The sequence below is a fragment of the Rouxiella badensis genome, assembly GCF_002093665.1.
Lineage (GTDB): Bacteria > Pseudomonadota > Gammaproteobacteria > Enterobacterales > Enterobacteriaceae > Rouxiella > Rouxiella badensis.
The window spans coordinates 104,758-111,111 of record NZ_MRWE01000017.1 but is presented as its reverse complement, the minus strand read 5'-3'; the positions used below and the strand labels follow the sequence as shown (position 1 = coordinate 111,111).

The 6,354-nt window shown below is 49.3% G+C and carries 8 protein-coding genes; 5 read left to right on the top strand and 3 right to left on the bottom strand.

Going from position 1 to position 6,354, the window contains the following annotated elements; all coding sequences use genetic code 11:
* Positions 1–103 precede the first annotated feature (103 nt).
* Positions 104–268 carry a hypothetical protein gene (locus BS640_RS22070; protein ID WP_158086752.1) on the bottom strand — a complete coding sequence of 55 codons (165 nt, stop codon included), beginning with the start codon at positions 266–268 and terminating at the stop codon, positions 104–106.
* Between the two features lie 342 nt (positions 269–610).
* Between BS640_RS22070 and BS640_RS11970 the strand changes: the two genes are divergently transcribed.
* Entirely contained in the window at positions 611–1,195 is a 585-nt protein-coding gene (locus BS640_RS11970; protein WP_017492100.1) for a YceI family protein, read from the top strand.
* 144 nt (positions 1,196–1,339) lie between these two features.
* Complete coding sequence (locus BS640_RS11965) at positions 1,340–1,846, top strand: GNAT family N-acetyltransferase (protein ID WP_017492099.1); 507 nt, start codon at positions 1,340–1,342, stop codon at positions 1,844–1,846.
* Positions 1,847–2,176: 330 nt separating this feature from the next.
* Here BS640_RS11965 and BS640_RS11960 read toward each other — a convergent pair whose 3' ends face one another.
* A complete protein-coding gene (locus BS640_RS11960) occupies positions 2,177–2,716 on the bottom strand; it encodes a VOC family protein (protein WP_084912634.1) in 540 nt (179 codons plus the stop codon).
* Positions 2,717–2,931: 215 nt separating this feature from the next.
* Here BS640_RS11960 and BS640_RS11955 point away from each other — a divergent pair, with 215 nt between their 5' ends.
* A complete protein-coding gene (locus BS640_RS11955) occupies positions 2,932–3,195 on the top strand; it encodes a hypothetical protein (RefSeq protein ID WP_084912633.1) in 264 nt (87 codons plus the stop codon).
* Between the two features lie 53 nt (positions 3,196–3,248).
* Here the strand turns inward: BS640_RS11955 and BS640_RS11950 are convergent, their stop codons facing one another.
* Positions 3,249–4,358, bottom strand: a complete 1,110-nt coding sequence (locus BS640_RS11950; protein WP_084912632.1) for an AI-2E family transporter — start codon at positions 4,356–4,358, stop codon at positions 3,249–3,251.
* A 190-nt stretch (positions 4,359–4,548) separates the two neighbouring features.
* Here BS640_RS11950 and BS640_RS11945 point away from each other — a divergent pair, with 190 nt between their 5' ends.
* Together BS640_RS11945 and BS640_RS11940 are read left to right on the top strand one after the other, a co-directional pair.
* Positions 4,549–5,544, top strand: coding sequence for a fatty acid desaturase (locus tag BS640_RS11945; RefSeq protein ID WP_206600928.1), 996 nt, complete (start codon positions 4,549–4,551; stop codon positions 5,542–5,544).
* Positions 5,531–6,292, top strand: a complete 762-nt coding sequence (locus tag BS640_RS11940; RefSeq protein WP_017492093.1) for a phosphate/phosphite/phosphonate ABC transporter substrate-binding protein — start codon at positions 5,531–5,533, stop codon at positions 6,290–6,292. Before BS640_RS11945 ends, BS640_RS11940 begins: the two co-directional genes overlap by 14 nt.
* Positions 6,293–6,354: the final 62 nt, after the last annotated feature.

Here is a 6,354-nt window from a genome sequence, read left to right as displayed (position 1 = left end):
AAATAAATGTGATTACTAGTCTGCTTCGTTATTTTAAAACAAAGCAAACTGAGGTGGGAGTTTTTTAAATTAATTTAAAGGTATTGTATGACAACGGGATACGTTAAGCCTTAAAGACCACGTGGCAGCTCAGCCAGCAAAGTAAATTAAGCGTACCGTGAGTCAGTAGCACCAGAGTGAAGAGGGCGCCAACGACCATCAGGCCGCGCGATCGCAGTATGCGTCTTAGTGGACTCTGGCGCACGGTGACTTTGCATTCCCAATCCATGGGGTTCTTTCCATCCATCATTTTGTTTAGATATTCGTCATTATAGCTAATAGGAATAACTATAGATCCTACCAGCAGCTTCGCCTGCTAACCATCCTGATAAATGAACAGTAGTGCAAATTGGTATTTATTCCAGCCATTTTTCTCTTTCGCCCTGCTATAAAAGCGACGTAATTTAATGACGGATATTCTTATTAGTATAAAGTGTCAGCGTGATAATCACTCACGGGTATTGCTCAATTAATTTGAAGGGTAAAGACAAAACTTTTCGTTATGCCAATTTGTCTTAATGAACCACACTCTTATTACTGTTGTTCGATTTATTAAAAGGATATCCGTGTGATGAATTTCAAAAAGATGGCACTTCCACTGTTAGCTGCAGCTAGCCTGTATGCTCCTCTGTCTCAGGCTGAGGCCATGCATTATTCTCTCGACCCAGACCATACTTCTGTTATCGTAACCTGGAATCACTTTGGTTTTTCTCACCCGACTGCTGATATCCCTAACACCAAGGGCACGGTAGTATTCGATAAAGATCATCCTGAGAAATCACGCGTTGACGTGACTCTGCCAGTGTCTCAGATCGATACTCATGTTCCTGCGCTGACTAAAGAGTTCCTGGGCCCAGACTATTTCAACACTGCTAAATATCCTTCAGCCGTATTCCACAGCACCAAAGTTATCGCTAAAGGCGACAATAAATTTGATGTTGAAGGTAATCTGACCATCAAGGGCATCACCAAGCCAGTGACTCTGCACGCTACGCTGACCAAGCAGGGCTTGCATCCAATGGTTAAGAAGCAGGCGATCGGCTTTGATGCCACGGCTGATATCAAGCGTTCAGACTTCAAAGTGGACAAATACGTTCCTTACGTAGGCGATGATGTCACTCTGACCCTCTCTACCGAAGGCTACGCCAGCAAGTAATGATTAAGCGTCTGAAGTTATAGACGGCAATATTTGCCACTCTCTCACGGGAAATGCTCAAAACTGCTTATTAGGCAGTGACTTGACGTTTCCCGTTTGTGTTTTATTCTGAGATGAACTTCTTCTTTGTCTCGGAACTCTTCCATGTCCCTCTCTTTACGTATCGCACTGCTGAATGATGCCCCGTTGATTAATCAACTTGGTTATTCGACTTATCCCTTTGAAGATCTTTGGGATTCGAAATCGGAGCTGGCAGAGTTTCTCGAGAATGAATATTCACTGCCTGTGCTTGAGAAGAGTCTAACGGACTCTGACGTGTGCTGGCTCATTGCTGAAACCGACCGCCCTGTGGGCATCGCGAAGCTGACCTGGCAGAGCCCTATTTCGGACCCCGCGTTGACGGGAACGCTGCTCAACAAGCTATATATTGAGCCGGATGAAACGGGAAAAGGCTACGGCAGAATCATGGTGGAAGAGGTTGCATTGATGGCCAAGGCACGCGGACAGCCGCTTCTTTGGCTGCAAGTCCTGGAACAAAACGTAGGCGCTCGCCGTTTTTATGCTTCGATGGGAATGCAACATATTAAGGAAGAAATGTTCATTTCAGCCACGCAACGTAGCAAGTTGCATATTTTAGGGCTAAAACTCTAAAAAGTGGGCGACAGATGCGGATGACAGGCAAAAAAAAAGCTCGCGGGATGGCGAGCCATGGTAAGTGGAGCAAGTAATCAAAATTCCATAGGATGTCTGTCAACATCCGGCGCGTAGTATACACACGTGATGATAAATTGCACAGTTAATGCCATGAATTTTATGCGGATGATGTGTAAAGATTGGATTGCGCCAGGTTTGGTAAGGTTTACAAAATGGCAGTTTCGACAATAAATTCACATGGAATGATTAAATATTCGATTTTAATTAGCATTCTCATTATTAAAGCCCTTCTTGCCGGCGTGGAGAAGGGCGAAACGGATTGATGAATTAAATTTTATGTACCCAGGTTTCGGCCTCGCTATCATCGGGATAGTAGTAGCCATTGGGTATCGATTGAAGCTCTATCAGGCTGCCCCAAGGGGTGGTGAAGTAGACGCTGCCGTTGTCTTGAGTGTCTTCGTGACGTGAGTTTCCGTGCGGCTCTGACAGCGGTTTCCCGCCTGCGGCTATAACCTGTTTCAGGGTGTGGTCGATATCATCTACGTAAAAAGAAAGGTGGTTCCAGCCTATATCCTGTAGACCAACGGGCCGTTGTTGGCTGTCACTGACTATCTCGAACAGCTCCAGATTAGCGCCGTTACCGATGCGTAAAAGCCGTTGTTTTATGACCACGGTACCGGAAGAAAGGCCAAGCTGCCGCTCCGTGTCTGCCCCTTTCCTCGGTTCATCCTCGCTCGTCAGGCCGTTATAAACGAACTTTGCGCCCAGAGCCTGTTTCAGAAATGTGGTTGCCTGCTCAAGGTCCGGGACGGTAAGCCCGACGTGATTAATACCGCGGGTCAGTGATTTCTGTTTATGCTCTGTCATGACTTCTCCCAAATGATGTTATTAACCATAAGATAAGTATAGACATTCAATGGGATGCCGCGAATTCGAGGGCAACAGCTTATGACTCATCTAGAAGGCAGAGCCTAGGTCGCGTTCCGAAAAAGGGAAGGTATTGCACCTGGCAAGTGTCGGGCAAAGCGCAGGGGAACTATACTGGTTCTCAGGCTTTACTGATAATTTCTTATTGAGGCGTTATGAAAACTCTATTGGCAACGCTGCTGTTGTCGTCACTGCTGACGTTATCCGCGAGCACCCTGGCGAGCCAGCCGAAACACCTGGAACCTCGTGCTCAGCTGCCGCTTCCCGTTCTTCCGGGACAGCCAAACCAACCCACTCAGCCGACGCAGCCTACGCAACCCACCCAGCCGCGTCAGCCTGGCGAACAGCCGCAGGGTCCGAATCAATGTATTCCCGGCAACCCAACGCGTTTGCCGCAGTGTCCGACCGCCAGCCGTTAACAGGCAATAAAAAAGGGCGGCAAAGCCACCCTTTTAATCACAACATAAAACGATTAATTCTCAGGCGGTGCCTTGCCGTCTTCGATAAAGTCTTCATCAATCTCTTCGATGTTTTCCCTGTTATCGCGACCTGAAAGAATATTCCAGCAGGCGATAAACAGCGCGGCGATCAATGGACCAATCACGAAACCGTTAATACCGTAGACTTCCATGCCACCCAGCGTGGCAATAAGAATTAGATAGTCAGGCATTTTGGTATCTTTACCGACCAGCAGCGGACGAAGAATGTTATCCACCAGGCCGATGATCACCACGAAGAACACCACCAGGAAGATACCCTGCCACAGCTGGTTCGACGCAAAGAAGTAAATGGCCGCCGGAACCCAGATAATGGCTGAACCTACCGCTGGAATAAGGGACAAGAAAGCCATCAGCGCGCCCCACAGCAGCACACCCTCAATCCCGGTAATCCAGAACGCCACGCCGCCCAGCGCACCCTGTACAATAGCGACGATGACGGTGCCTTTCACGGTAGCGCGAGACACCGCCGCGAACTTCATAAACAGGTGGTGTTTAACGTGTTTGGACAGCGGCAGCGCTTCGAGGATCAGGTTGACCAGATAAGCGCCGTCCTTCAGCAGGAAGAACAGCAGGTAAAGCATGATGCCGAAGCCAACCACAAAGCTAAAGGTCCCTTTACCGATGAGGAAGACGCTACCTGCCAGATACTGACTTCCCTTAAGCGCAAAGCCGGAAAGCTTCTGCTGAATGCCAGCCGCACTGTCGAGATTGTATTCGGCCAGCTGATGTTGCGCCCAGACCGGCAGGTGTTGGATAACGTCAGCAATAATCGTCGGCAACTGCGTATTATTGTGCTGTAGCTTGTCGTACACCACGTTAAATTCAATCGCCAGTGATGAGGCGATAATAGCCAACGGTGTGAATACGATCAGGCAGATAACCAACAAGGTAAGCAACGCGGCAATCCCGTTTTTATCCCCCAGCCATCCGCGAAACTTGGTTTTTAACGGATGGAAAATAATAGCCAGAATAGCCGCCCATAAGACCGACGAGTAGTATGGCCGAAGTACATCCAGAAACGCCCATGTGACGATGAAAAGAATCAGGATGAAAAATCCCTTGGAAATACCGTTTAATCTCATTTGTTTCCCCTGAAACTCTATTATTGTCATCGAACTATAGAGCGAAGTTTAGCGTTTGTAACCTAAAGGGCAAAAAACAGGATTTTTCTCTTCTATGAGATATCTATCCCCCGCATAAGCAATGCGTTTTAAATACGTTGTGAGTTGGGGGTAAAAACCGCATTTTTAGCTTTTGATTCACGTGCGGGTAATAGAGACGGTGAGTGGTAAAAAGGGTGCTAATTATTTGCACCAACAGCAGAGAGAATATATTGGTCAACTTTCACGCTCATGGCTATGGCGCAGCGAGCTACCGACCTGGGGTCTGGTGGTCATTATATATGGCGGATGGTTCACCACGCTGGCCTATTGGCAGACGCTGGGACTTTTCCCCGCCACGCTGCTGCTGATTTGGTTTACCACCTGGTATATGTCGCTACAGCATGAACTCATCCACGGACACCCCACGCGCTCACCCTTTTTTAACCAGCTTCTCGGGCTGATGCCGCTCGCCGTGTGGTATCCGTTCGGCCTGTATCGCGATTCGCATTTACAGCATCACCGCGACCAGCATCTCACCTGCCCGGAGGAGGATCCCGAGACCTATTATTTCTCTCCGGCTCGCTGGCAAAGATTTAGCCCCTGGCAGCGTAGGATAATCAGTATTCGAAATACTTTCCCCGGACGCGTTATTCTCGGACCTGCTATCGATATTTTACAAACTGTCGGAGCAATGCTTTTGTCATTTCGCTCCGCTGATATCAAGGCCATCGTCATGTGGCTTCTGCACGGTGCACTGTTGGCGGCAGTGTTTTCATGGATGCATCGGCTTGATTTTTCAATCTTATATTTTCTGATTGTCGTGAGTTATCCGGCGCTGAGCCTGACCAAGATCCGATCCTTTCTGGAACATCGTGCGGCGGAAGATCCTCAGGCAAGATCGGCGATTAATGAAGCCGCCTTGATCTGGCGGGTGCTTTTTCTTAATCTGAATTATCACTCTGTACACCACAATCTTCCGGGCGTTCCCTGGTATGGTCTGCGAAAAATATATTTGCAGTATCGCGAGGGTTATCTGCATCTCAATCAGGGATTCCTGATTGGTGGATATAGGGAATGGCTGCGTCGATTTCTATTCCGCTCCGTTGACGTTAACGTTCATCCGGGGGGGGCTACTCTGGATGAGGTAAGCGATGAGCACCAATAACGCTGTTTCATTACCGATGTACGCTGTCAATCAGCCTGATGTTACCGCACTGTGGTCGGCGCTACGCGCATTGTTATCAGAGCAGGGATTTGATGCAGACAACCTCGACCTAAACTGGCCTGAAGATTTAATTCAGCACTGGGAGCAGCCGCGCCTGTTGCTAAGCCAAACCTGTGGTTATCCGCTGGTGACGCGGCTCGAAAACGTTCAGCCGGTCGGCTGTTTTCACTACGTTGCCGCAGGCTGCGAGGGCGTAGGCTATCGCAGCTTTCTGTTGACGCGACAAAAGGACATGGGCGGTTCACTGCCTGATTTCCGCCAGCGTATCGCGGTGGCTAACAGCAAAGATTCCCAGTCGGGCTATAACGCCCTGCGCAAAATGGTCGCGCCGCTTGGAGGTCAGGGTCCGTTCTTTAGCGAGGTTATCTTCAGCGGCAGTCATCGTCAGTCACTGCTTGCGCTACAGCAGGGTGACGCTGATATTGCCGCCATCGATTGTGTCACCTACGCGCTGCTGCAAAAGCATCAGCCGCAGGCGCTTGCGCAGCTAAAAATCATTGGTGAAACGCCCCTGACGCCGGGCCTGCCGCTCATTACCGGTCCCGAAACGACCGAGAATCAGCTTTGTCAGCTGCGATCTGCGCTGAAAAGGCTGGTCACCGATCCCCGCTATCGTCAGGTTTGTCGTGCGGCGCTGATCGGCGGATTCAGTGAGGTGAGTCGTCAGCACTATGACGTCATTCTCTAGCGGACAGCACAGCCTGAGTATCGGCCGTTACTCGGCCTGATCTACACTGAATGGCTGCAATA

Excerpts from the sequence above, each read along its gene's own strand:
- BS640_RS11960 (WP_084912634.1), bottom strand. The coding sequence starts at position 2,716 with ATGACAGAGCATAAACAGAAATCACTGACCCGCGGTATTAATCACGTC.
- BS640_RS11940 (WP_017492093.1), top strand. The coding sequence starts at position 5,531 with ATGAGCACCAATAACGCTGTTTCATTACCGATGTACGCTGTCAATCAG.
- BS640_RS11970 (WP_017492100.1), top strand. The coding sequence starts at position 611 with ATGAATTTCAAAAAGATGGCACTTCCACTGTTAGCTGCAGCTAGCCTG.
- BS640_RS11965 (WP_017492099.1), top strand. The coding sequence starts at position 1,340 with ATGTCCCTCTCTTTACGTATCGCACTGCTGAATGATGCCCCGTTGATT.
- BS640_RS22070 (WP_158086752.1), bottom strand. The coding sequence starts at position 268 with ATGGATTGGGAATGCAAAGTCACCGTGCGCCAGAGTCCACTAAGACGC.
- BS640_RS11950 (WP_084912632.1), bottom strand. The coding sequence starts at position 4,358 with ATGAGATTAAACGGTATTTCCAAGGGATTTTTCATCCTGATTCTTTTC.
- BS640_RS11955 (WP_084912633.1), top strand. The coding sequence starts at position 2,932 with ATGAAAACTCTATTGGCAACGCTGCTGTTGTCGTCACTGCTGACGTTA.